We start from the raw sequence: 23,151 nt of genomic DNA, 5'->3' as shown, positions 1-23,151 counted from the left end.
ATTCTTAAATTATTATTGCTTACTTCTTTCATATTCGCCCAAAACCTTGAAATGTGTTGTCATAATTTCCATTACTTTTTTCGCTTTTTCAAAATGTTTATATTTTTCAAAAACCACATCAACAAAAAACGCATAAGTAAAAGGTGCCTCTATAATAGGTAATGATTGAATTTTTGTTAGATTCAATTTGCAATTATTCAACACATTTAGAACGGTTGCCAATGAACCCGGTGTATCATCTAATTCAAATTTTATCGATGCTTTATTAATAAGTCCTTTCGAAATTTCTTTGTTGGACGCTTTTAAAACCACAAATCGTGTTTTATTACTTTTTACAGTGTGAATTCCGTCAGCGATAATTTCCAAATTGTAAATTTCGGAAGCAACTGGTCCAGCCAAAGCACCAATTCCTTTTAATTGATTTTCTTGAATACGTTTTGCGGTAATTGCAGTGTCAGAACTTTCTACCAATTTGATATGTGGGTATTGGTTGAAGAAATTAGCACATTGCAACAAGGCAATTGGATGCGAATGTACTTCCTTAACATCTTCGATCTTTTGACCGGGCAATACCATCAAATTCATATGAATATCCAAAAAATATTCACCAATAATGTGCAAATCATTTGAATCGATTAAAGCATAATTAGGCAAAATAGCGCCTGCAATCGAATTTTCAATCGCCATAATTGCTTTGCCAGATTGATTATTCTTTAGACTGTTTACAACTTCTCTAAATGAACCACACTCATCCAAAATAATTGCTTCTCCAAAATAATGATGTGCAACTTGATGATGAAATGACCCTTGAATTCCCTGAATTGCGACTTTAACTTCCATAATATATGTGCAAAAAAAATCCCGATGTAAATCGGGATTGTATGTTTATAAAATAATTTCTTGATTTATTTAATAGCAAAACAATCCCTCTTCTTTATGTAGAAGAAGTTAAAAGAATTGTTATAAAAAAATGTGCTATTTATATTCATAGTGCTTTTGACATTGCGTTTTGCTAAAGTAATAAAAAATATGGTTTTAAAATACTTTTTTAAATAAATTTGAGTTCTTTTAAAAAAGGTTATTTTTGCTAAAATTTATAAGCTATGTCAATAGAAGTTCAAAATATTTCGAAAAATTACGGAACCCAAAAAGCTTTAGACAACATTTGTTTTTCTGTAAAAAAAGGAGAAATTGTTGGTTTTTTAGGCCCAAATGGTGCTGGAAAATCAACCTTGATGAAAATTTTGACCACTTATTTAACAGCCGATAGCGGAACAGCTGTTGTTAACGAACACGATGTGTCTTTGGCACAAAAAGAAGTACAGAAGTCGGTTGGATATTTACCAGAACATAATCCGTTGTATTTGGATTTATATGTTAGAGAATATTTGGCTTTTAACGCCGATTTACACAAAGTGACAAAATCGAGAATTGATGAAGTAATTACTTTAACAGGATTAACACCTGAAAGTCATAAAAAAATAGGCGAACTTTCAAAAGGTTACCGTCAACGTGTGGGATTAGCAACGGCTTTATTACATAATCCTGATGTGTTGATTTTAGATGAGCCAACAACAGGTTTAGACCCAAATCAATTAGTAGAAATTCGTGATTTGATAAAAAACATTGGGAAAGACAAAACAGTTTTTCTTTCAACACACATTATGCAAGAAGTAGAAGCTATTTGCGATAGAATTATTATTATTGATAAAGGAAAAATTGTAACCGATAAAAAACTAAATAATCTTGTTACTGAAGAAGCAGAACAAATTATTGAGGTAGAATTTGACAAAAAGGTTGATGAGAATATTTTTATTTCACTTCTTAATTTAAAAACTGCTATAAACACTCATGATTTAGTTTGGGAATTAACCTTTACCTCAACTACTGATATGCGTCCAACGCTGTTTGATTTTGCACAATCAAACAATTTGAGAACATTACAAATTGTATTGAAAAGTAAAAACTTAGAACAAATTTTCAGAGAAAAAACAGCAAAAAAGAAATAAAAAAATCTCCTTATAAAAATTCATAAGGAGATTTATTCTATAATTTAGTTCAATTAATTCAATGTTGCCAGATATTGCTTTCTTAAAGAAAAATAATCATCATAAATAACAGAAAGTGCATATTCAGATAAATCTTGATTTAAAGTTGTACTGTAAATAAATTCATCCTCAGTAAAACCATATTTAGTAATTGCTTTTTTGATATATTTTACAGCAACTTCTTTTTTTCCATCTAAAAAGTAACAATTTGCAACCTCTACAAAAACTTCTTTTAAGTTTTCATCTCCAGCATTTTTAATGTATGATTCATAAGCTTTTATAGCTTCTGTATAGTTCTTCTGCTTACCAAACTCCCTAGCTTTTGAAAGAATTGAGTCTAATTCATTTGCAAAGTTTAACTGAGAAATGAATAAAATTACGAAAGTGTAGATAATTTTTTTCATACTATTTGGTTTTTGTTCATTATAAATTTACAACCTTTTTTTGAATAAAAAAATATACATTTACTAATTAAGGCAATATTTAACATTATACAATAAAAAATTTTAACACAATTTGTAAATAATATTCATTTTTTAATGCTTTTTATTTAAAAAAATTAATTTAAAAATTTAAAAATCGATGAAATACAGAAAAATTCGAAAAAATACGTTTTTTATTAAAATTTATGTGTTTAATCGAATTTATGTGTTTTTCGTCGACAAATTTACAAAGTTTCACTTCTTAAATTATTGTAGCACGATTTAATAACAATTTATTAATCTGAAAGTATGATAGTTACAATTTGCGATACATCACTCTATTTACAACAAAATTCAATTTTGACATAAAAAAATCTCCTAAGCGCAAAACACATAGGAGATTCGACTTTAAAAAGAATTATAATTAAAAAATTTCTTTTGCTATTGCTTTTACATTTTCGGCTTTTCCCATAGAATAGTAATGTAAAACTGGAATTCCAGCTGCCACCAATTCTTTACTTTGTTGTGTACACCACTCTATTCCAATCTGTCTTACGGCATCATTATCTTTTGCTTTAACTACCTCCATAATCAAATCATCAGGCAATTCAACGCTAAAACGATGCGGAATTAAGTTTAACTGTTTTTTAGTAGCTATAGGTTTTAACCCCGGAATAATTGGAACAGTAATTCCAGCGGCTCTGCATTTTGCCACAAAATCGAAGAATTTTTTATTATCAAAAAACATTTGGGTGATGATATAATCTGCACCATTTTTGATTTTTTGCTTTACGAAATGAATGTCACTATCTAAACTTGGAGCTTCCATATGTTTTTCCGGATAACCTGCAACTCCAATGCAAAAATCGGTTTTAGTGGAATTTTGTAAATCTTCGTCCAAATAAATCCCTTTGTTCAAATTGCTGATTTGTGTTACTAATTCTGAAGCATAAGCATGGCCTTCTTTTTCAGGTTTGAAGTAAATTTCGCTTTTAACTGCATCACCTCGAAGCGCTACGACATTATCAATTCCTAAGAAATCTAAATCAATCAACAGATTTTCAGTATCTTCTTTGGTAAAACCACCACACAAAATATGCGGAATAGCATCTACTTGATATTTATTCTGAATTCCAGCACAAATCCCAACCGTTCCCGGTCGTTTTTTAACTACTTTTTTCTGCAGTAAACCATTTTCTAACTCTTTGAATTCATATTCTTCACGATGATACGTAACATCAATAAATGGCGGATTGAATTCCATCAAAGGGTCAATGCTATCAAAAATGGATTGAATGTTTTGTCCTTTTAAGGGTGGTAAAATTTCGAAGGAGAACAAAGGTTTTCCGTTGGCGTTTTGTATATGTTCAGTTACTTTCATCTTAATCTGCTAAATTGGGTGAGAGCCATTTTTCGGCTTGTTCAATACTAATATTTCTTCTTTTGGCGTAATCTTCTAATTGGTCTTTTTTAATTTTTCCTAAACCAAAATATTTACTTTCTGGATTCGCAAAATAATAACCTGAAACCGATGACGCTGGCCACATCGCCATGCTTTCAGTTAACTTTACTCCTATTTCTTGCTCTACCTTTAATAATTTCCAAATCGTTGGTTTTTCTAAATGGTCAGGACAAGCAGGATAACCTGGAGCAGGACGAATTCCTTTGTATTCTTCTTTGATTAATTCCTCGTTAGACAATACCTCATCAGAAGCATAACCCCATATTTCCTTACGAACTTTTAAATGCAAATATTCCGCAAAAGCTTCTGCTAATCTATCTCCCAAAGCTTTTACCAAAATCGAATTATAATCGTCTAATTGTTTTTCAAATTCCGAAGCTTTCTCATCCACTCCAAAACCGGTTGACACACAGAAACATCCTATATAATCTCGTTTCCCAATTTCTTTTGGGGTTATAAAATCGGCTAAAGCAATATTTGGAGCTCCAGCAGTTTTTTGTGATTGTTGACGAAGCGTCAAAAATTTCTCAACTTCGTTTGAAGTGACAACCTCAACATCATCATCATTTATTGTATTGGCTGGAAAAATTCCTAAAATTCCTTTGGCAGAAAACCATTTTTCCGAAACAATTTGAGCAAGCATTTTTTGTGCATCTTCAAACAAATTCGTCGCTTGTTCACCTACAATTTCATCAGCTAAAATCGCTGGAAATTTTCCATACAATTCCCAAGACTGAAAAAATGGGGTCCAATCGATGAAATTTACTAATTCCGATAGTTCAACTTCAATGGTTTTGGTTCCTATGAAATTTGGTTTTACCGGTTCGAACGTATTCCAATCGATTTTGAATTTATTTTTACGCGCTTCTTCAATCGATAAGAAATTTTTCTCACGACTTCTATTCAAATACCCTTCTCTAAGCGTATCATATTCTTCACGAAGTGATTTAGCATAAGTAATTTTAGTCTCTGGTTGCAATAAATTGGTTGCAACCGTTACCGCACGAGAAGCATCATTCACATGAACCACAGTTTCTTTATATTCTGGCGCAATTTTCACAGCCGTATGCGCACGGGAAGTTGTCGCACCGCCAATCATAACTGGAATTTTGATGTTCAACTTATCCATTTCTTTGGCCAAATACACCATTTCGTCCAACGAAGGTGTAATCAAACCGCTCAAACCAATAATATCTACATTTTCTTTAACCGCAACTTCAATAATTTTTTCTGGCGGAACCATCACACCTAAATCAATAATTTCGAAATTATTACAGGCTAAAACTACTGAAACAATATTTTTACCAATATCATGTACATCGCCTTTTACAGTTGCCATCAATACTTTTCCAGCCGAAGAAGATTTTCCATCTTTTGAAGCTTCAATATAAGGAAGTAAATAAGCCACCGCTTTTTTCATTACACGAGCTGATTTTACTACTTGTGGCAAGAACATTTTTCCTCTTCCGAATAAATCACCAACCACATTCATTCCGTTCATAAGATGATTTTCGATAACTTCTATAGGTTTTTCAACCAACTGGCGTGCTTCCTCCACATCAATTTCGATAAATTCGTCAATTCCTTTCACTAATGAATGCGTTAATCGTTCTTGAACCGAACCATTTCTCCATTCGGCAATAGCTTTTTCATTTGATTTTACATCACCTTTGAAACTTTCGGCTAAATCTAGCAAACGTTCTGTAGCATCTTCTCTTCTGTTTAATAAAACATCTTCAACATGTTCTAAAAGATTTTTATCGATTTCATCATAAATCTCTAACATTTCTGGATTTACAATTCCCATTGTCATTCCGTTTTGAATGGCATGATACAAAAAGGCAGAATGCATCGCCTCACGTACTTTATCATTTCCACGGAAAGAAAAGGACACATTACTCACACCTCCAGAAATATTTGCATACGGAAGATTTTCGCGAATCCATTTGGTTGCTCGGAAGAAATCTAAAGCATTTAGTTTGTGTTCTTCCATTCCAGTTGCAACTGGAAAAATATTGGGATCAAAAATGATGTCTTCTGCTGGAAAACCTACTTGGTTCACCAGAATATCGTAACTTCTTTTACAAATTTCAATACGTCTTTCGTATGTGTCAGCCTGACCCTTTTCATCAAAAGCCATAACAATTACAGCTGCTCCGTATCGTTTGATTAATTTAGCATGATGAATAAAAGTAGCTTCTCCTTCTTTTAGAGAAATCGAATTCACCACGCCTTTTCCTTGAATGACTTTCAAACCCGCTTCAATAATTTCCCATTTTGAAGAATCAATCATAACAGGAACTCGAGCAATATCGGGTTCGGCAGCAATTAGATTTAGGAATTTTGTCATTGCATAAACACCATCTAACATTCCTTCATCCATGTTGACATCGATGATTTGCGCGCCACCTTCTACTTGTTCGCGTGCAACCGAAAGCGCTTCATCGTACTTTTCTTCTTTAATCAATCGAAGAAATTTTCTAGAACCAGTTACGTTTGTTCGTTCTCCAACGTTTACAAAATTGGTTTCTGGAGTTACAATCAAAGGTTCTAAACCTGATAATTTTAAATATTTATCGGAATTATAACTCATTACTTATTCTTTTATAGTGTTTTGCAACATCCTTCCAAAAGGTTTTACTATCACTAACATATTGGCAAACCCAACATCGTTGTGAATTTAAAAATGATTCGAATTGTATTTTTATTGTTCTGTTTTTCATTGTAATATTTTATGCCACGGATTTTACCGATTAAACGGATTTCAATTGTTGCGTTCTAGGTTTGAATTCTTTTGCTACCTCAGCTATTAATTTGATGTGATCTGGGGTTGTTCCGCAACATCCGCCGATAATATTTACTAAATTTTCCTGTAAATATTCACGAATTAATTGTTGCATTTCCTCAGGCGTTTGGTCGTATTGCCCGAAAGCATTTGGCAAACCTGCATTGGGATGTGCCGAAATATTTAATGAGGTATTATTTCCTAAACGTTTCAAATATGGTTTCAATTGATCAGCTCCTAAAGCGCAATTAAACCCAACACTCAACAATGGAATATGTGAAATCGAAATTAAAAAAGCTTCAACCGTTTGTCCCGATAATGTTCTTCCCGAAGCATCCGTAATAGTTCCGGAAACCATTATAGGAATATCAATGGTTCGCTCATCTTTCACTTCTTCAATTGCAAACAAAGCGGCTTTTGCATTTAACGTATCGAAAATAGTTTCTACCAAAAGTAAATCGCAACCACCATCTATTAAAGCTTCTACTTGCTGTTTGTAAGCGATTTTTAAATCATCAAAATTCACCGCACGAAATCCTGGGTCGTTTACATCTGGTGACATTGATGCTGTTCTGTTGGTTGGACCTATAGAACCAGCTACAAATCTTAGCTTATCAGTAAATTCGTCTGCTACTTCACGAGCGATTTTTGCGGATTGAAAATTCAGTTCGTAGACTAAATCTTCCAAATAATAATCCGCCATTCCAATAGTAGTTCCCGAAAAAGTATTCGTTTCTACAATATCAGCACCTGCTTCAAAATAAGCACGATGAACTGATTTTACAGCTTCTGGTTGGGTAATGGAAAGCAAATCGTTGTTTCCTTTTAATGGATGCGGAAAATCTTTGAAGCGCTCGCCTCTGAAATCTTCTTCTTCAAATTTATAACGTTGTAACATCGTTCCCATAGCTCCGTCAAGCACGAGAATTCGTTTTTTGATTTCTTCTTGAATTTTTGACATATTTTTTTGTTACACAGAGTTACGCTAAGTTTTCACAGAGTTTCACAAAGTTTATATTATTAATATGTTATCAAGAAATTGGAAAAAAATTTCCTTAGGTTATCTGCTTCCGATAAAATCGAAATAGAATGTAGCACCTTCTACAAGTGTAGGGTTGCTAAGCTTTCGCAGGGTCTATTCCCTCCAGCTTTCGTGATAACAAACAGTATGTTTATGAACTCTGCAAATGTAGTGACAAAATTGAAATAATGAAATATTTTCTGAAATTTCATTAAATAAATATTATTTATAGATTTATATTCCGTTTTTTAATATTAATTAAGAATATAAATCTATAAAATAATTTAAAAACTTTTATTCTAACGCTTGCTTTAAGTCATTGATTACATCTTGAACCGTTTCTAAACCAACCGAAACGCGAACTAAACCATCTGTAATGCTTACTGCTAAACGTTCTTCTTCAGTCAATTTACTATGAGTTGTGGAAGCTGGGTGTGTAACAATCGAACGTGTGTCACCTAAATTCGCAGATAAGGAACATAATTTGATTTTATCTAAAAACTTTCTTCCTGATTCAATTCCTCCTTTAATTTCAAACGCTACAATATTTCCGCCTAATTTCATTTGCTTTTTAGCGACTTCATACTGTGGATGCGATTTTAGAAATGGATATTTTACGGAAGCAACATTCGGATGGTTTTCTAAAAATTCGGCAACTTTTAAAGCGTTTTCGGAATGTTTTTCGATACGAACTGGCAACGTTTCTAAACTTTTTGACAACACCCAAGCATTAAAAGGCGACAAAGCAGGTCCGGTATTGCGAGAAAACAAATAAATTTCACGAATTAAATCAGAACGCCCAACGGTTACTCCACCTAAAACACGACCTTGACCATCGATTAATTTGGTTGCAGAATGAATCACTAAATCGGCTCCAAATTGAATTGGATTTTGAATGTAAGGAGTCGCAAAACAGTTATCGATGATTAAAATCAGATTGTGTTTTTTGGCAATTTTACCCAACAATTCTAAATCTAGAATATCAACTGCTGGATTGGTTGGTGATTCCGCGTAAAGTATTTTTGTATTTGGTTGAATGAAATTTTCAATTGTTTCTGGTTTGTTGACATCGAAATACGAAGTGGTGATGTTCCATTTCGGAAAATATTTGGTGAACAAAGTATGTGTCGAACCAAAAACACTACTCGCCGAAACAATATGATCGCCCGAATTCAATAAAGCAGCAAAAGTAGAATACACCGCTGCCATTCCGGTTGCGAAAGCGTAGCCGTCTTCTGCTCCTTCCATCAAACAAATTTTCTCAACAAATTCAGATGTATTGGGATTGGAAAATCGGCTATAAATATTGCGTTCTTTTTCTTCTGCAAAAGAAGCACGCATGTCTTCCGCATCTTCAAAAATAAAACTGGAAGTTAGATATAACGGAACGGAATGTTCTAAATATTGCGTACGTTCTAATTGCGTTCTGATGGCTTGGGTTTCTAATCCTAAATTTTGGTTACTCATGGTTTTTGTTTGTTGAATTGTTTAGTCGTTGAACTGTTAAAGTGTAAAACCCACAAGACTTTTACATTTTGCAGGTTTTGGAGTTTGGGTGGTTATAATTTTTTTTCAGATAAACGTAAAATATCGCCAAAAACGCCTCTTGCAGTTACGGATGCTCCAGCTCCTGCGCCTTGAATTACGATTGGTTGTTCTCCATAAGATTCAGTATAAATTTCGAAAATAGAATCCGAACCTTTTAACGAACCTAAAGCAGAATTGGCTGAAACTGAGATTAATTTTACTTCCAATTTTCCTTTGTCTTGTTGCAAATCGCCTGATAATTCTCCAATGTAACGCAACACTTCATTTGGACCTTGAGCGTCTTTGATGTTTTGATAAATTCCGTCTAATTCTGATAAGCGTTTTAAGAAATCCGTTGCGCTTCCTTCACGTAAAGCCTCTGGAATTAAATTTTGAATTTGGATTTCTTCAAATTCGTTTTGTAAATCTAATTCGCGAGCTAGGATTAATAATTTTCGTCCAACGTCGTTTCCGTTTAAATCTTCTCTTGGGTCGGGTTCGGTGAAACCTTTATCGATGGCTTCTTGCAATACTTCGCTGAATTTTTTGTTTTCAACTGAAAAATTATTGAACAAATAACTTAATGTCCCAGAGAAAACACCTTTAATTTTGGTGATGTTTTCACCTGACAAATGCAGTAATTTTATCGTATCAATTAGAGGCAAACCTGCACCAACATTGGTTTCGTATAGATATTCTTTTTGGTTATCTTTTAAGACTTTTCGCAGCTTTTTATAGAAATCATAACTTACTGTATTGGCGACTTTATTTGACGAAATCAAATCGAAACTATTTTCAGCAAGCGAAATATAATTTTCAATAAAAGTCGAACTGGCGGTGTTGTCAATCGCGATTAAATTTTCCAAATGATGTTCTTTCGCGTACCCAATAATATCTTCCACTTTATAATCTTGCCCTTTATCTTCTAAAGTTGCTTTCCAATTTTCGCTAATTCCGAATTTATTCAACAATACTTTCTTTGAATTCGCAATCGCAAATACATTCAGCTTGATTCCTTTTCGCTTTTCAATGTTTTTTGCGGATTCTAAAATTTGGGAAATCAAAGTTCCACCAACCGTACCGTGACCGAAAATAGCGATGTTGATTTTTTTCGCTACTCCAAAAATTTCGCCGTGAATCACATTTAAAGCGCGTTTGAATTCATCTTGACTGATCACCAAACTGATATTTCTTCCCGTAACTGTATTATTCAACAAAATTGGTGTGATTTTATTTCGGATTAAAGCCGTGTATGGTTTATGAAAATTGGTTAAATCTTGCCCAATAATCGAAATCACAGCAATATTATCGTTTACCGAAATCTTATTGACATCTTTCGTATAAAAATCGGTTTCAAATTCTTTTTCCAAACCAACTAATGCTTTGGAAGCCTTATCAGAACTCACTACCAAACCAATTCCTCTTTCCGAAGAACCTTGTGAAATGATGCTAACACTAATATCGTTTTCAGCCATTACTCGAAAAATTCGCGCATCTACACCAGTTTTTCCTAATAAACCTCTTCCTTCTAAATTAATCAACGACACATTGGTTAAAACCGAAAGCGATTTGATCCCTTCATTGGTTTGTTCGGAAGTGATTAAAGTTCCTTCACTTTCTGGATTGAAGGTGTTTAAAATGCGCAACGGAATGTTTTTTTCCACCAAAGGAATGATGGTTTTGGCATGTAAAATTTGTGCTCCAAAATTTGCTAACTCATTCGCTTCGTTAAACGATAATCGCTCGATTTTTTTTGCATCAGCAACTAAATCTGGGTTGGCGGTGAAAATTCCGTCAACGTGTGTGAAATTTTGAAATTCTTCAGCGTTTAAGTAATTCGCTAATAATGAAGCGGTGTAATTACTACCATTTCTTCCTAAAGTAGTGGTTTCGTTGTGTAACGTTGAACCTATAAAACCAGTTACAATGTTGACTTTATCTGTGTTTTTTTCGAAATAATCCAAGACATTTCGCTTTGAAACAGCGTCAATTGGTTGTGCATTTCCAAAATTTATATCCGTTTTTATCAATTGTCGCGCATCTGAAAATTGTGCTTTAATGCTGTTCTCATTCAACACATAAGCTACATATTTTGCGGATAGAATTTCGCCATACGCAATGACTTGATCTTTGATTTTTTCGCTGTAATCTCCTAAAAGCGAAACACCCTCTAATAACTTTTGTAAAACTGAGAATTCTTCTTCAAATATGTTTTCTTTCAAGCCTTCCAATTGGTATTTTTTGAATTGCTCAAAATCTGCTTGAAAACTGATGTTGGCTTGCGCTTTTTTTAGTAAAATTACCAATTCGTCTGTAGCATTTCCTCTTGCCGAAACTACGACTGCAATGGGTTCGCTATTGAAATATTTTTGAGCAATCGTTTGAATTACTTTTTGCAATCCTTCTCCGTTTGCTAATGATTTTCCTCCAAATTTTAATATTTTCATTTTTTTAGATTTTATTTTTCAGTGGTAAAAAATGGTATCGCTTTTTTATTGGATTTTGCTTTCGCAAAAAGTTCTGTGAGCGATTTCATCTTAATTAAATATAGGTTTTAGTATGTTGTTTAATTGTTCAAATTCTATCAAGAAAGCATCGTGTCCGTGAATGGATTTGATTTCGTGATAAAATGCGTTGTTTTTGTAATTCTTGACTTCTTGAAAAGCCGTTTTGATTTCGTTTGCCGTAAAAAAGTAATCTGTGTCCACACTTATTAGATGAATATTTGACGAGATACTTTTGATGACATCTGATTTATTGTTGCTTTTAAAAATATCCGTAGTTTTCAATAAATGATTCATGAGTTTGTAGGCCGAAAGTTGAAATCGATTTTGCAATTTTTCTCCGTGATGCAACAACCAACTTTCTACTTGAAACAATCCTTCTGAATTTTGCAATTTGGTGTTAAATTTTTCTTGTAATGATTCAGATGTTCGATACAATAACATAGCGTGAATTCGAGCATCGTAAATTGGATTTTTGGAATTATTCAGAATCAAATCTTGAATTAACACATTTCCAATCAACCAATCAGAAGCTTTCCAATTTGTTGCTACTGGAATTAAATTTGAAATCGCTTTTGGTCGAATTCCTGCCATTTCCCATGCAATTGCACCGCCTAAACTTCCGCCAATGACTACAAAAACTTGATTCACTTTAAACGAATCAATTCCTTTCCAGAATAAATTAGCAATATCGTGGTTTGTAAAATCTTGATAATTTTCAATCAAATTTTCTTTGTCTTGATAGCCGTTTCCGGGAATATTGAAAGCTAAAACTGCATATTTTTTGGTATCGATAATTTTATCATCACCAATTAAGGATTGCCACCAACCGTTTTCACCAATAACTTGCGAATTTCCTGTCAAAGCATGATTCACCACTACCAAAGGAGCCGAACCAATAGATTGACCAAACAATTGATAGGACAAAATCACTTTTGATTGTACTACTCCATTTTGCAATGGAACAGTATTAAATACGAACTTTTGAATCTTACACATTTTTCTTTAAAAAAACAAAGACTGCCTTTAGGTGCGAACTATTGGCAGTCTTTGAAACAAACAAAAACCTAAACTAAATTTTGAACTGGCAATTTTTCGAAAACACTTTGTAAATCGGTTTTCAAGTCTTCAATATCTTCTAATCCAACTGATAAACGTATTAAATCTTTCGTTACTCCAGTTGTAATTTGTTGTTCTTCTGACAATTGTTGGTGCGTAGTACTTGCAGGATGAATGATTAATGATTTTGTATCACCAATATTCGCTAATAATGAGAAAAATTGAGTCTCATCAGCTACTTTTTTAGCGGCTTCATAACCGCCTTTTAATCCAAAAGTTACGATACCACTTTGTCCTTCTGGTAAATATTGTTGGGCTAAATCATAATATTTTGAAGAAATTAATCCTGGATAATTTACCCAAGCCACTTCTGAACGTTTTTGCAACCATTTCGCTAATTCCAAAGCATTTTCACTATGCTTTTTGATTCGGATAGCCAATGTTTCTAATCCTTGAATAATTTGAAATGCATTAAATGGACTCAAAGCAGCACCTAAATCGCGTAAACCTTCGATTCTAACTTTTGCTATGAACGAAGCTGCACCTAATACTTCATAATATTTCAATCCGTGATAACCTGCAGAAGGTTCTGTGAATTCTGGGAATTTTCCGTTGCTCCAGTCAAAATTTCCTGCATCAATGATAACACCTCCAAGCGAAGTTCCGTTTCCACCGATGTATTTCGTTAATGAATGAATGACGATGTTAGCTCCGTGTTCGATTGGGTTTAGCAAAAAGGGTGTTGCCACTGTGTTATCCACAATAAAAGGCACTTTGTAGGTTTGTGCGGCTTTTGAAATGGCTTTTAAATCGAGTACATCTAATTTTGGATTTCCTAAACTTTCGGCGAAGAACACTCTGGTATTTTCTTGAGCTGCATTTAAGAAATTTTCTGGATTTGATGGATCAACAAATGTTGTGGTGATGCCTAATCTTGGCAAAGTCACATTTAATAAATTATATGTTCCGCCATATAAACTGTTAGAAGCTACTATATGGTCGCCCGCTTTTAATAATGTTAATAAAGCAGTTGAAATAGCAGCAGTTCCTGAAGCGGTTACGACAGCTCCGATTCCGCCTTCTAATTTAGCTAAACGTTTTTCTAAGATATCGTTTGTTGGATTATTTAATCTTGTATAAATAAAACCAGCTTCGGCTAAACCAAAAAGATTGGCAGCGTGGTCTGAGTTATTGAACACGTAGGAAGTAGTTTGGTAAATTGGAACGGCTCTTGTTCCTCCATTTTTAGTTATGTCGTGTCCTGCGTGTAATGCGTTTGTTGCAAATTTATTTGTGCTCATGATATTTTATTTTTGATGTTATTGTGTTTTTAAATGTATTTTTTTGATTTTACTGAGTTTGATTCAGCTACACATTCGACAACATCGTCTTGGATTGTAAATTGCTATTTTCATACTGTTGTGTTATTAGAAATAAAAAACCTCTGCTTTAGACAGAGGTTATATTGATTATTTAAGTTTCTTTAAAAATATGCAATACAATACCTCTGCGGATTATTCCACATTGTCATACAGATATAGCAAATTGTAAAGTTCATTTTTATTTCTTTTAATTTGATGGAGCAAAATTAGATTTATTTTCTAAAATAAAAAAATAAATAGATTATTTTTCTAAATTTTGTTATTTTAAAACAATTTTATAGATTTTTATTCATATAAAACAATAAATAACAAAAATAAAATCTATTATAAAAGAAAAAAGAAGCAAAAGCCTCTTTTTTCTTTTAAATTACGTAAAATATCTTTTAATTTTTTACAAATTTAGCAGTCCCTTTTCCTTCATTCGTTTCAATAGATACTAAATATATACCCGATGATAAATCTGAAACATTTAAAGAATTAATTACTGAAGATTCTGAAATCACGATTCTTCCATTTATATCAGTAATTGTCAATTTAGTAATGGACAATTCATTTTTTATAGAAATATTTAGCACATTATTAACAGGATTAGGATATAGTGAAAAATTATTTTTAAAAAACGAATCAGAGCTTAACGGTCTATCTACAGAAAATGAATCAACTCCAATATAATCTGAATTAGCTCCAGAAGGACCTCCATTTGTAACAAAATATCTAAATGCAATTTTACAATTAGTAGCTGTTGGCAAACCAGAAACCGTATAACTATACAGAGTCCATGCATTAGGATAACTTGAAGCAACTAGTGATGGATTTACATCTAAAGCTAAAGTGGTATAATCACCAACTCCTGTTGCACCAACTGGGTTAGCTGAAGCCGCTCCATTAGTACTAATTCTTAATTGTAACCTATCTGCATATGCAGGTGAAGTGACAGTTCTTGTATAAAAAGTGATAACATCTCCATTAACAAGACTAACCACAGGAGTCATTAACCAATTACTAATCGTATTGGCTCCAGCAGTACTATTATAATTACATGCAACATAAGAATTAGTAGCCCCAACATAGGAGTCAAAAGGGCCTCCACTAGCTACAGGATTCCCTTGAAACCAATCTGGGTTAGTTCCAATAACAGTACTTTGATTAGTTGATGTCCAACCAGAAGTCGCTAAATTAGCATAAGTATCAAAACCTTCGCTAATTAAATTTTGCGCTTGAAATGTTAGCGATACTAACAAAAAGCTAAAAGAAAGTAGTTTTTTAACCATATCAATATGTTTTAAAAATTCAACATAAATATATGAATAACAAGCAATTACAAGTCATATTTTCGATAAAGCATACAAAAATTCCGATAAAGTACATTTTTAAAAAAAATAAGTAAACAACTATTTGGAATTCAATTTCATTTCATACATTTGCACCCTAAAACAAAGAGGAAAAATTTGAACTGATTGCGACCTCATTAAAAAAATGCTAAAGCAGTATTCCCTACTCCTTTACGCTATTTGCAATCATATTTTTTCTCACTTAATTTATAATAAAATTTAATTATGGCTTATTTATTTACGTCAGAATCAGTGAGTGAAGGGCATCCTGACAAAGTTGCGGATCAAATTTCAGATGCATTAATTGATAACTTTTTAGCATTTGACCCTGAGTCAAAAGTAGCTTGTGAAACATTAGTTACTACAGGTCAGGTAATTTTAGCTGGAGAAGTAAAATCAAACACTTATTTAGATGTACAAACTATCGCAAGAGATGTAATCAAGAAAATTGGTTACACGAAAAGCGAATACATGTTTGAAGCAAATTCTTGTGGAGTTTTATCTGCAATTCATGAGCAATCTGCAGATATTAATCAAGGAGTTGACAGAGCAAGCAAAGAAGAACAAGGTGCTGGTGACCAAGGGATGATGTTTGGTTATGCCACAAATGAAACTGCTGAGTTCATGCCGTTAGCTTTAAAATTATCTCATCAGTTATTACAAGATTTAGCTGATTTAAGAAGAGAGAACAAAGAAATCACTTACTTACGTCCGGATGCAAAATCTCAGGTTACTTTAGAATATTCCGATGACAACAAACCAGTTCGTATTGATGCCATTGTAGTTTCTACACAACATGATGACTTTGCTGACGAACCAACAATGTTAGCGAAAATCAAAAAAGATATTATAGAAATTTTGATTCCAAGAGTGATTGCTAAAAATCCTCAATACGCTCATTTATTTAATGATGCGATTAAATACCACATTAACCCAACAGGAAAATTCGTAATTGGAGGACCTCACGGAGATACTGGTTTAACAGGAAGAAAAATTATCGTAGATACTTACGGTGGAAAAGGTGCTCACGGTGGTGGTGCATTCTCAGGAAAAGACCCATCTAAAGTAGACCGTTCTGCTGCTTATGCTACACGTCATATTGCTAAAAATTTAGTTGCAGCTGGTGTTGCTGATGAAATTTTAGTACAAGTATCTTATGCAATTGGTGTTGCTGAACCAACATCAATCAACGTAAATACTTATGGAACTGCAAAAGTGAACTTAACAGATGGTGAAATCAGTAAAGTAGTAGAAAGCATTTTTGATATGCGTCCGTACTTTATTGAACAACGTTTAAAATTAAGAAATCCGATTTACAGCGAAACGGCTGCTTACGGACACATGGGAAGAACCCCTGAGACAGTAACAAAAACATTTTCTGCTCCTGGAGGCGAGACAAAAACATTAACAGTTGAATTGTTCACATGGGAAAAATTAGATTTTGTAGACAAAGTAAAAACTGCCTTTAAACTATAATTTAGTAATTCATAATAAAAAAATCCCGCGGTTGCGGGATTTTTTAAGTTTGCTATTTTTAATTATTTTCTTTTCTTTAAACCTTTAATAAATTTATACAATAAATAGATTAATAAAATTGTAAAAACAAAAATAAAAAGTTGCCATAAAAAAAGGCTCAAGCTAAAGTTGTCAATTTTAAATTCCATATTTTAATATTTTAAAAAGAATTATATCTCTTTTGTAAAAAATGTACACCCTTTTTCAAACCAACTTTCTCCTTCAATAATTGGGATCATTTCAACATCTACATCCTCTCCTTTATAGCCAAAACCAGATAATTGATTATTACCTAAAAATTCGTCTAATTCTTCATCTATAAATGGTTCAAGGTTATTTATTATTAGATATGCAGCTAAAAGAACATTAGATTTTAGATTTTGAAGATTTTTATCTACAAACTTAATTTTGCCTAAAACTTCATATATAGAAATAGGATTGTATAAATGAAAATCAGCAACTTGTATAGTTTCTCTATCTTGAACGTCATCAGGATATTTAGGTAAATTATAATTTTCCGCTAATCTATGAAAAGCAATTTTAGCTTGCTCTTGTTCAGAATTTGAAACTGTTTCGATTTCAGACAACATTTGAGATAATTTATTATCTGTACTTATCCAATTTTCTAATGGATTGGTTTCGTTATACTTTTCCATATATTTTTTCTCTTTCACCTCCATGAAACCATTCGTATGTTGATAGCTCTAAAGGTTTAAATTCAATGCTTGTAATTTCTTTTTTTCTAATTATTTTTTAACCTCTTAAAAATCAATCTACCTAAGAACACAAAGAAAAATATCAAAGCAATATAAACCGCAACTGTAAAATATGAAATCACATAATAATTATCGTAAATACTAAAATAGATAAACTCTTCTTTAAAAAAAAGCTGATTAATAATAATATTGTAAAGATGATAGTATAAATAATATTTTTCATGGCTAAATTTATTTACTATTTTTATCTAAAAATTTAACTATTTTTCTATATAATTTAATTAGATAATATAATATAAAAATAAATCCGATAAGCAATAAAACTTGTAAAGCAGCCGAAAATGGGTCAAAGAAGTATGTAGTTTTCATAATTTTAGTCATTTATTATAGTTGAAGAAATTATAGTGCCCGAATTTTTGTTAATGGAAATTTCTGTTGCCAGATTTAACAATAAAATAGCGACTTTCAGTTATGCTCGAAAGCCGCTATTACTACAAACAGTGGTTATAGACTGAATTAATTTTCCTTTATTACATCAACATATACTTTATCTACATTTCCATTATTAAAATGAATTGTTAAGAAATAAAATTCTGCACTCAAATATCCTTTATAACCTAATAAGTATTTCCACTCATTACTATTTGGTGGTTCATTAGATTTACCTAATTCATTTTGAACTTGAACAGAATCTTTACCAATTAATTTTTTTTGATTAATGATGTCACTAACCATATGAATTCTGCTATTGGGATTTCCCAACCATTCTTTTTGATTGTATTTTTTGCTTGAAAAATTAGGATCAGAATTATATAAAAAATAAAATAAAATTAATAGAGTAGTCATAATAAATAGAATAACTTTTGTTTTCATGAGATTATATATTTAGTCAGTTGGTGTTAAAATTCCATTAAGAATGAATAGTAAATGCCCAACATAAACTTCAATTAAAATAGAATCTGCAATGTCGGAATCACTTGTTAAAAAATTAAATGACATACTTATTGATTTTTCACGACCTTTTTGGTTATTATGTAAATCCATTTGTTTTGGTAATCCACTTGAATATGCTTCATGAGCATCAGTAAATATTTGAGTAATATTTGAACCAAATTCAGCAGTACCTAGAGCATTCCAATAAGCATGTCTAAATGCATCTGCCCTGCCATCTTCAATGCCTGTTAACGTACTGTTTGCTACTAATTGTTGAGCTTTGTCCAATGCAGTTGTAGAATTTTGAATATGCAATAAAGCTTTATCTGGAAAAAGACTAAAGGCAAGTAATTCAGCTGGATTTGGATCTTCCTCCAATATGTCAAAATTGGACAACATATATTGATTGTCCTTCCACCATCCAAATGGCATTCCGTCATTTTTTCCAGGATAGTCAGATATAGTAAAAACAGGTTGCTGATTGTTTAATAATTCATCAATCAACTCCTTTACAAACTGATTGCTTTGAGCGTTGAAATTATTTTGTGCCAGATAACCTTCAATAGATTCTACAGCATTTCTATTTCTTGGGTTATTCCACCAATTCAATTGATCAGAAGTTAAATTTGATAAAAATTCTTCTAATTCTAAAGAAATATCTGGGCAATTTGAACAGCCTACAAATGATGTGTTTATAGTTGAATTTGAAATAGCACCATTGCCAATATTTTCAACTCCATCAGAAATATCTTCGGTTTCATCAGGAGTTCCATTAAGTGAACCACCATTTGAAGTGTCATATACCCATTGACAATATGAACTTTGAACAACCCATCCACCACAATATATTCCTTGTCCAGCACCAACTAGCTCCCCTTCATTACAAGGAATACTTGGATCCCATACATACGATTGAAAACATACATATTGTGCCATTGCTACTCGATTACTTAATACATTACTTGGATTAAAATCAATTAAATAATGTTTTACTACATTTTGTTCTAATTGCTGCTGAGTCATGTTTTGAAGTTCATTTAGAGGATGACCATAATCAACTAAATAGGTTAAGATTTGATTCTCTTCAACATGAATAACAAGGTTTTCTAAAACTGTAGTTTCACTGGCTCTATAAACAGGAAATGTATACGATTCTGAAACACCGTCAGCAATATAAAGTGCTTCATCTGTATTTATAAAGAAATCGTAAATAGGATCATAAACAACTCTGCTATTGGCAAGTTTGCTTTTGAAATTTTGAATTTGTCCTAACTTTTGCGCTATCGCATTGTTTTTATATATTTCAGAATGATTTATTTTTTTGATATTAAACTTACTTTTCGTTTGTGGAATTTGGTTTTCATACAAATCTTCACTACAAGAAGTAAAAAAAAGTAAAATAGTTAAAAAAGAAAGGAGGAATTTAATTTGTTGCCTCATAAAAATGTTTTTTTAAGTAATGAAATTTTCGCTATAAATATAATAAAGGTAAAATGAAACTATATTACAGATTTTCTGTACATTTTGTTAAAGTTTTTGATTTTATATTTATGGATTTATTTAATAGACAAGTTTTAATAAAAAATCCCAAACTCTATTTGAATTTGGGATTTCTTTAAAACCCTATTTAAATACGTTCGATACTATTTTAAATAGGTAATTGTACGTATTAAAAATATGTTACAACGTATTTTAATGGAGTATGAGTTTTTACAAATTATATTTCAAACTTAAAATCAAATATCGCGGTTGTACTTTGTAACTTGAAAAAGTACTTGTACCTCCTAATTGACTAAAACTATTGCTATCTAGTGATTTTGTATCCAACAAATTGGTTCCTGATAATTTCCATTCCCATTTACTATCTTTCTTTTGATACATAATATTCGCTGATAAGAAATCATATTCGCTATCAATTGTTTTTGATTTATTGTAATTATGAAAAAAGTTATATTCCGATGTGAAAGAAAACGCTTCTAAGAAATAATACTCTAAAGTTAATGACGGACTATCGGTATATACAATATCAGAAAAATTATCACTAATTGAATAATTGTATGACACACCTAAATTTGGCAATTGTTTAAAATTAGTCGAAAATCCTAATGAATAACTTTGATTAAGTGATTCCGTAGTTTGAATAGCTGTTGGGTTATTATCTGGGTCTGTATCAGCATCTGGATAAACACGAATATTATTAAACTTATTCCATCCAATAGAAACACGAGCATTAGCTTTATAATATTTAAAAAACGAACGCCCATAATTTGCACTTCCACTCAATGATTCTTCTGGAAAACTAGAATTAATATTGACCGCAGAAGAAACCTGATTTACTCCAGAAAATAATGCTTTGTTTTTTATAGCATCAACTTGTTTAGTATAAGAAATATTTGCAAAAATATTTTCAAAATTAAACATGTTATATTTAAAATAACGCAATGAATGTACTTGAGAAGTTGAATTTTCTAAATATCTATTTCCGCTAAACAAGCTGTTATAATTTGAAAAAACATAACCTTGTGCTAATTTGTTGATATCAGTAAAATTATTGGTCAACGAATAATTATAAGTTAATGTTTCAGATTTTTTTATTTGCCACAAAGCATAAACATCTGGTAGAATTCTTGTAAAAGATTGCTTATTTGAAGTCCCTAGTTGCTCGTCATTCATATTGTATTGATGCACACTAAATCCAGGATTGAATGTGAATTTTCCTGTTAAAAATTTATAATGCACTCCAAGAAACACATCGTTAAACATATAGTTTACATCATTACTGTTCTCGGTAGCGGTTAAATTATTTTGTGTACCATTATCTAATATTTGAAAAATAGAAGAATCGAAATTTTGATACGAATAAGTATTTCCTATAGTCAAATTAATATTGCTTTTGGGTGTAATCATATAATAATAATCAAATTTCGAATCTAACTTATTCGTTTTTACAAAACGTTTTTGACTAATATCGTCTCTAGTTTGAGTAGTGTCATAACCCGACAAAACGAAAGGCTGTGTTTCTAGATTAGCATTATACAAAGGATCTTCATCTTGGTACATGTGTTGCATTTCAAAAGCAAAAACATGTTTATCACTTAATGTGTAATAATAATTAAGATTTTGATTGATAGAAAATGGATTCTGTTTTTTATTGGTATAAATATCAGAAAGCAAATTAGAATATAAACTTGTATTCTCTTTTTGATCTGAAAATTTTACCAGCGCATCATAATCAAAATGCACTTTCTCAGAAGGAACATAACTCGAACTTAATTTCAACAATGCTTGTTTACTGTCTTGTCTAGTGAAATCTTCTTTTGTTTCTGAAACTATTTGAGTTGAGCCATCAGGCAATTCATCCGTACGATTTGATACGGTTTTTGTTTCAATTTCAGTTTTGTTCCCTAATAGAATTCCAAAACCACTTAATGTCCATGCTTTTGAAGGATTGAAACTAAAATTTGCCGCCCCAAAAGAGGATTCAATATTAGCTGCTTGGTTATTACGAAGTCCCAAAATACCTAAATCATTTGACACTACATTGAAAGAAGAACCGCCTTTTCGCATCATGTTTTTGAATCCGCCTGTAAACTTAAAATAATCTTGAGCTGTTAATGGTAGTTCACCAATATTATTTTTATTCCCAATAACATTTAAACTAAATTTTGGATTGTAGTAAAACAATTTCGGATTAACAATATACCTATCTTCTTCGTGTCCAACACCTATACCTGCTGTTATATCCCCAAACCAAAAGTTCTTTTTCCCATCTTTTAATTTAATATTAAGCGCAACATTTTCCTCGTTATTTTCTAATCCTTTTAAATTAGTAACCTCGTTATAATTTCGTAAAACTTGGATTTTATCTAATGCATCAGCAGGAATATTTTTTGTGGCTAATTTTGTATCTCCATCAAAAAAATCTTTCCCTTCCACCATCACCTTTTGGACTTTTTTGCCTTCAACTTCAATTTCTCCATCTTTATTTACTTCAACTCCTGGCAATTTTTTTAGTACGTCTTCTAATTTTCGTTCTGTTCCATTTTTAAATGAATCAGCATTATATATAATTGTATCTCCCGAAATTCGCACTGGCATTTCATGAACAATTTCAACTCCTTTTAACAGAATTCCTTCTCTTAAAACTACGTTATAATTCATATTAGAACTACCGGTTTGAATCGTTTTTTCATAATTTTCGTACCCTAAATAACTTGCTTTGATAATATAAGCAGTATTAGCATTCAAATTCAAAACAAATTTTCCTGCTTCATTTGTAATAGCATAGGCATCCATTGCTTTTGTTTGCTGATTTACAGCCATAATGTTTGCCATTTCTAACCCAACACCTGTTGAATCCTTGATAACACCTTCAAAACGAATATTTTGAGAAAAGGCACCTGTAGAAAGTGCCATTATAAGAAATGTGATTAATTGTTTCATACT

Annotated in this window: 16 protein-coding genes and 1 riboswitch; of the genes, 2 read left to right on the top strand and 14 right to left on the bottom strand. The window is 31.9% G+C overall.

What is annotated here, in order from left to right:
* Positions 1-12: 12 nt before the first annotated feature.
* Positions 13-840: a prephenate dehydratase gene (locus VK164_RS02980; protein WP_324207922.1), complete on the bottom strand. Its 828-nt coding sequence runs from the start codon at positions 838-840 to the stop codon at positions 13-15.
* A gap of 263 nt (positions 841-1,103) precedes the next feature.
* Between VK164_RS02980 and gldA the strand changes: the two genes are divergently transcribed.
* Positions 1,104-2,009 (top strand): gliding motility-associated ABC transporter ATP-binding subunit GldA, encoded by a 906-nt coding sequence (gene gldA, locus VK164_RS02975; protein ID WP_324207921.1) that lies wholly within the window; start codon positions 1,104-1,106, stop codon positions 2,007-2,009.
* A 53-nt stretch (positions 2,010-2,062) separates the two neighbouring features.
* On the opposite strand, the gene VK164_RS02970 is transcribed toward gldA, so the two are convergent.
* The 9 genes from VK164_RS02970 to VK164_RS02930 all read right to left on the bottom strand — a co-directional run bounded on the left by VK164_RS02970 (position 2,063) and on the right by VK164_RS02930 (position 15,481).
* Positions 2,063-2,452, bottom strand: coding sequence for a tetratricopeptide repeat protein (locus VK164_RS02970; RefSeq protein ID WP_324207920.1), 390 nt, complete (start codon positions 2,450-2,452; stop codon positions 2,063-2,065).
* A 442-nt stretch (positions 2,453-2,894) separates the two neighbouring features.
* Positions 2,895-3,851: a methylenetetrahydrofolate reductase [NAD(P)H] gene (metF, locus tag VK164_RS02965; protein WP_324207919.1), complete on the bottom strand. Its 957-nt coding sequence runs from the start codon at positions 3,849-3,851 to the stop codon at positions 2,895-2,897.
* A 1-nt stretch (position 3,852) separates the two neighbouring features.
* Positions 3,853-6,525 carry a methionine synthase gene (metH, locus tag VK164_RS02960; RefSeq protein ID WP_324207918.1) on the bottom strand — a complete coding sequence of 891 codons (2,673 nt, stop codon included), beginning with the start codon at positions 6,523-6,525 and terminating at the stop codon, positions 3,853-3,855.
* 160 nt (positions 6,526-6,685) lie between these two features.
* Positions 6,686-7,678 carry a homocysteine S-methyltransferase family protein gene (locus VK164_RS02955; RefSeq protein WP_324207917.1) on the bottom strand — a complete coding sequence of 331 codons (993 nt, stop codon included), beginning with the start codon at positions 7,676-7,678 and terminating at the stop codon, positions 6,686-6,688.
* Between the two features lie 96 nt (positions 7,679-7,774).
* Positions 7,775-7,880: riboswitch (SAM riboswitch) on the bottom strand.
* Between the two features lie 152 nt (positions 7,881-8,032).
* Complete coding sequence (locus VK164_RS02950; RefSeq protein WP_324207916.1) at positions 8,033-9,205, bottom strand: trans-sulfuration enzyme family protein; 1,173 nt, start codon at positions 9,203-9,205, stop codon at positions 8,033-8,035.
* A 92-nt stretch (positions 9,206-9,297) separates the two neighbouring features.
* On the bottom strand, positions 9,298-11,712 hold the full coding sequence (gene thrA / locus VK164_RS02945) for a bifunctional aspartate kinase/homoserine dehydrogenase I (RefSeq protein ID WP_324207915.1): 2,415 nt from the start codon (positions 11,710-11,712) through the stop codon (positions 9,298-9,300).
* Between the two features lie 90 nt (positions 11,713-11,802).
* Positions 11,803-12,768, bottom strand: coding sequence for an alpha/beta fold hydrolase (locus VK164_RS02940; RefSeq protein ID WP_324207914.1), 966 nt, complete (start codon positions 12,766-12,768; stop codon positions 11,803-11,805).
* Positions 12,769-12,836: 68 nt separating this feature from the next.
* Positions 12,837-14,129: an O-acetylhomoserine aminocarboxypropyltransferase/cysteine synthase family protein gene (locus tag VK164_RS02935; RefSeq protein ID WP_324207913.1), complete on the bottom strand. Its 1,293-nt coding sequence runs from the start codon at positions 14,127-14,129 to the stop codon at positions 12,837-12,839.
* Between the two features lie 464 nt (positions 14,130-14,593).
* Positions 14,594-15,481: a T9SS-dependent choice-of-anchor J family protein gene (locus VK164_RS02930; RefSeq protein ID WP_324207912.1), complete on the bottom strand. Its 888-nt coding sequence runs from the start codon at positions 15,479-15,481 to the stop codon at positions 14,594-14,596.
* Positions 15,482-15,766: 285 nt separating this feature from the next.
* Here VK164_RS02930 and metK point away from each other — a divergent pair, with 285 nt between their 5' ends.
* Complete coding sequence (gene metK / locus VK164_RS02925) at positions 15,767-17,017, top strand: methionine adenosyltransferase (protein WP_324207911.1); 1,251 nt, start codon at positions 15,767-15,769, stop codon at positions 17,015-17,017.
* Between the two features lie 209 nt (positions 17,018-17,226).
* On the opposite strand, the gene VK164_RS02920 is transcribed toward metK, so the two are convergent.
* From VK164_RS02920 to VK164_RS02905, 4 genes are all read right to left on the bottom strand, one after another.
* Positions 17,227-17,712, bottom strand: a complete 486-nt coding sequence (locus VK164_RS02920; protein WP_324207910.1) for a hypothetical protein — start codon at positions 17,710-17,712, stop codon at positions 17,227-17,229.
* Between the two features lie 576 nt (positions 17,713-18,288).
* Positions 18,289-18,645: a hypothetical protein gene (locus VK164_RS02915; RefSeq protein ID WP_324207909.1), complete on the bottom strand. Its 357-nt coding sequence runs from the start codon at positions 18,643-18,645 to the stop codon at positions 18,289-18,291.
* Positions 18,646-18,657: 12 nt separating this feature from the next.
* On the bottom strand, positions 18,658-20,145 hold the full coding sequence (locus VK164_RS02910) for a DUF6973 domain-containing protein (RefSeq protein WP_324207908.1): 1,488 nt from the start codon (positions 20,143-20,145) through the stop codon (positions 18,658-18,660).
* Positions 20,146-20,415: 270 nt separating this feature from the next.
* Positions 20,416-23,148, bottom strand: a complete 2,733-nt coding sequence (locus VK164_RS02905) for a TonB-dependent receptor (protein ID WP_324207907.1) — start codon at positions 23,146-23,148, stop codon at positions 20,416-20,418.
* Positions 23,149-23,151 lie beyond the last annotated feature (3 nt).

It is taken from the genome of Flavobacterium sp. (assembly GCF_035299005.1).
GTDB lineage: Bacteria > Bacteroidota > Bacteroidia > Flavobacteriales > Flavobacteriaceae > Flavobacterium.
The sequence above is the reverse complement of the archived record's forward strand: the minus strand, read 5'-3'. Positions and strand labels throughout refer to the sequence as shown.

Bases quoted from the DNA above. Each gene is read 5' to 3' on its own strand.
- VK164_RS02980 (WP_324207922.1), bottom strand. From the start codon at position 840: ATGGAAGTTAAAGTCGCAATTCAGGGAATTCAAGGGTCATTTCATCAT.
- gldA (WP_324207921.1), top strand. From the start codon at position 1,104: ATGTCAATAGAAGTTCAAAATATTTCGAAAAATTACGGAACCCAAAAA.
- VK164_RS02970 (WP_324207920.1), bottom strand. From the start codon at position 2,452: ATGAAAAAAATTATCTACACTTTCGTAATTTTATTCATTTCTCAGTTA.
- metF (WP_324207919.1), bottom strand. From the start codon at position 3,851: ATGAAAGTAACTGAACATATACAAAACGCCAACGGAAAACCTTTGTTC.
- metH (WP_324207918.1), bottom strand. From the start codon at position 6,525: ATGAGTTATAATTCCGATAAATATTTAAAATTATCAGGTTTAGAACCT.
- VK164_RS02955 (WP_324207917.1), bottom strand. From the start codon at position 7,678: ATGTCAAAAATTCAAGAAGAAATCAAAAAACGAATTCTCGTGCTTGAC.
- VK164_RS02950 (WP_324207916.1), bottom strand. From the start codon at position 9,205: ATGAGTAACCAAAATTTAGGATTAGAAACCCAAGCCATCAGAACGCAA.
- thrA (WP_324207915.1), bottom strand. From the start codon at position 11,712: ATGAAAATATTAAAATTTGGAGGAAAATCATTAGCAAACGGAGAAGGA.
- VK164_RS02940 (WP_324207914.1), bottom strand. From the start codon at position 12,768: ATGTGTAAGATTCAAAAGTTCGTATTTAATACTGTTCCATTGCAAAAT.
- VK164_RS02935 (WP_324207913.1), bottom strand. From the start codon at position 14,129: ATGAGCACAAATAAATTTGCAACAAACGCATTACACGCAGGACACGAC.
- VK164_RS02930 (WP_324207912.1), bottom strand. From the start codon at position 15,481: ATGGTTAAAAAACTACTTTCTTTTAGCTTTTTGTTAGTATCGCTAACA.
- metK (WP_324207911.1), top strand. From the start codon at position 15,767: ATGGCTTATTTATTTACGTCAGAATCAGTGAGTGAAGGGCATCCTGAC.
- VK164_RS02920 (WP_324207910.1), bottom strand. From the start codon at position 17,712: ATGGAAAAGTATAACGAAACCAATCCATTAGAAAATTGGATAAGTACA.
- VK164_RS02915 (WP_324207909.1), bottom strand. From the start codon at position 18,645: ATGAAAACAAAAGTTATTCTATTTATTATGACTACTCTATTAATTTTA.
- VK164_RS02910 (WP_324207908.1), bottom strand. From the start codon at position 20,145: ATGAGGCAACAAATTAAATTCCTCCTTTCTTTTTTAACTATTTTACTT.
- VK164_RS02905 (WP_324207907.1), bottom strand. From the start codon at position 23,148: ATGAAACAATTAATCACATTTCTTATAATGGCACTTTCTACAGGTGCC.